Origin of the sequence: Wolbachia endosymbiont of Madathamugadia hiepei (assembly GCF_013366855.1) — a bacterium.
In the GTDB taxonomy this organism is placed as follows: domain Bacteria; phylum Pseudomonadota; class Alphaproteobacteria; order Rickettsiales; family Anaplasmataceae; genus Wolbachia.
The window spans coordinates 1-2,420 of the sequence record NZ_WQMP01000147.1 but is presented as its reverse complement, the minus strand read 5'-3'; the positions used below and the strand labels follow the sequence as shown (position 1 = coordinate 2,420).

General features: G+C 37.3%; 3 protein-coding genes. 2 read left to right on the top strand and 1 reads right to left on the bottom strand.

Annotated features, from left to right (window positions below):
- Both GO685_RS04800 and nth read left to right on the top strand, forming a co-directional pair.
- Positions 1–854 (top strand): isocitrate/isopropylmalate family dehydrogenase (locus GO685_RS04800; RefSeq protein WP_246226431.1); only part of this gene is annotated, 854 nt, incomplete at its 5' end.
- 19 nt (positions 855–873) lie between these two features.
- Positions 874–1,557 carry an endonuclease III gene (gene nth / locus GO685_RS04795; RefSeq protein ID WP_175937803.1) on the top strand — a complete coding sequence of 228 codons (684 nt, stop codon included), beginning with the start codon at positions 874–876 and terminating at the stop codon, positions 1,555–1,557.
- A 335-nt stretch (positions 1,558–1,892) separates the two neighbouring features.
- On the opposite strand, the gene GO685_RS05890 is transcribed toward nth, so the two are convergent.
- Positions 1,893–2,345, bottom strand: a complete 453-nt coding sequence (locus GO685_RS05890; protein ID WP_410543294.1) for a hypothetical protein — start codon at positions 2,343–2,345, stop codon at positions 1,893–1,895.
- Between the last annotated feature and the right edge of the window lie 75 nt (positions 2,346–2,420).

Sequence of the window (2,420 nt, the reverse complement as noted above, 5' to 3'; positions counted from 1 at the left end):
CAAAAGAATATCCAGATATAAAGACAGAACATTATATAGTTGATATTGGAATGGCACGTGTTGCCACAGAGCCCGAGAATTTCGATGTTATAGTAACTGAGAACTTGTATGGTGATGTATTATCAGATATAGTAGCACAAACCTCAGGTTCTGTAGGGTTAGCTGGAAGTAGTAATATAGGGAGTGAATACGCAATGTTTGAAGCAGTGCACGGTTCTGCTCCTGATATTGCAGGAAAAAACATGGCTAATCCTTCAGGGCTTTTAAATGCTGCAGTGCATATGCTAATTTACACGGATCAGGTGGGTACTGCAAAACTGATTTACGATGCGTGGCTGAGGACTTTGGAGGATGGAATACACACTGCCGATTTATATAAGGAGAAAAGGAGTAAACAGAAAGTCGGTACCAAAGAATTTGCAGAAGCTGTTATAGATAATCTAGGGAAAAAACCCACAACGTTATCTGAGCTTATAATTGGCAGTAGCTTAGGTAGTAGAGTGAATAAAACGCAAGATGACTGTAAGCAGGACTACAAAATTAGAAAGCTGGTTGGTAGCGATATAACAATTGCCTGGAGTAAGTCAGCTGGTTTTGATCAAATAGTGAAGTTATTTGAATCGAGTAATCCGAAAATTATAGCAATGTACTCAAAAGGGCTTGCAATTTGGCCGGGAAGTCCAAAATCTTCAAGTGATCAAATAACCTGCAGGTTTATTGCGAATAATGAAAAGAAAACTATTACAAATAGTGATGTAAATAGCCTACTAGTCAAACTTGAAGAAAATAACTTTGACGTGGTGAGAATGGATAAGTTGTACTTATATGATGGGAAGGAGGGGTTCTTTTCTTAAAAAAGATGCTATAAATGAAATGGACTCAAAAAAAGTAGAATTGATATTTGAAAAGTTCAAGCAGTCGAATTCTATACCGAAAATAGAGCTAAATTATACCAATCATTTTACATTGCTGGTTGCGATAGTTTTGTCAGCGCGGACAACCGATGTAAGCGTTAATAAAATTACAAAAGAGCTATTTAGCATCACCGATACGCCAGAAAAGATGCTAGAATTGGGACAAAACGAGCTGAGAAAACGTATAAGCAGCATCGGTTTGTATAATTCCAAGGCAAGAAACATAATTGAGCTTAGCAGAATATTAGTTGAGCAGTACAATAGCGAAGTTCCTACGAATTTTGACGATTTGGTGTCTTTACCAGGGGTTGGAAGAAAGAGCGCTAATGTGTTCTTAAATTCAGGGCTTGGCATCCCAACATTGGCGGTTGATACTCATGTTTTTAGAGTTAGCAATAGAGTGGGGCTCGTGAAAGAAAAAGAGGTGTTTAAAACGGAGCAATCCCTTTTAAATGTAGTTCCAAAGAAATACTTGCTTTATGCTCATCATTGGCTGGTTTTGCACGGTAGATATGTTTGCAAAGCACAAAAACCATCGTGTGAAACGTGCATAATTCATGATTTATGCGAATTTGAGGACAAGAGGTATAAGGTCTGTTGCCCAAATAACTACCTAAGCCATGGAAACAAAAAAACTACTTGACAAATTTCGTCAACCTTGTTATTGTAGTAGTAAGGTTATTTCTGACTCAAAACTTGTTTTTGATCTACAGGCTCAATGACAAAATTTAGTAAAAAACTCAGGGTATTTTTTGGCGGATTGTATCAAATTATAGCGGCTGCATGTCTTTTTCATTTTTTCTACATCCAGCCAAATCGCGCTTGAACTGAGCGTCAGTAAATTATTATAGCGCCAATTTAAGGTATTATAGAGTCAAAACTCGCTACTCGGGGCTTCTTTTGCCTTTTTTTCTGCTTAGTTTAGTTATGCAAGAAGTACATTTTCAATCCCTTTTTACATAGATACTAAAAATATATCTAAAAATTATAACGAATCCCTACCTCTAAAGTTGCATCTGGTATTTTTATCGGTGGTTTTAAACCACTTAGTTGCCCGCCCATGGTAATACCAACTGCACCAACTATCTGTGGGGTGATTTCATAATCAACGCCAACCTTTAGTTTATAGGAAATAGAACCCCGTATTTTGTCTATTAGAGGTAACATTTTTTTCTCATCTGCTACTGTAGTTGTTATTTCTTTTGTCAATGGGGGTGTTGTTTTTTTTCCATCCGCCACAGTAGTAGTTTCCTTATCTACTTCAGTTATTTTTTCTTTCGCTGTTGGTTGCATTGGCGGTTTTGTTTTGTCCTCTACTGGTGGTTTTGGTTCTTCTTCTACAGGTGGTTTCAGCTCTTCTTCCGCTGTAGGTTTTGGTTTTTCTTTCACCGGTGGTTTTGTTTTGCCTTCAGTTGTAGTCTCTGTGAACAAAATTTTAGAGAAGCCATATGAAAGAACCAACGAAGTTTAAAAAACCCATAAAAACCTCAGCAGTCTTGTCAAATC

Bases quoted from the DNA above. Each gene is read 5' to 3' on its own strand.
- nth (WP_175937803.1), top strand. From the start codon at position 874: ATGGACTCAAAAAAAGTAGAATTGATATTTGAAAAGTTCAAGCAGTCG.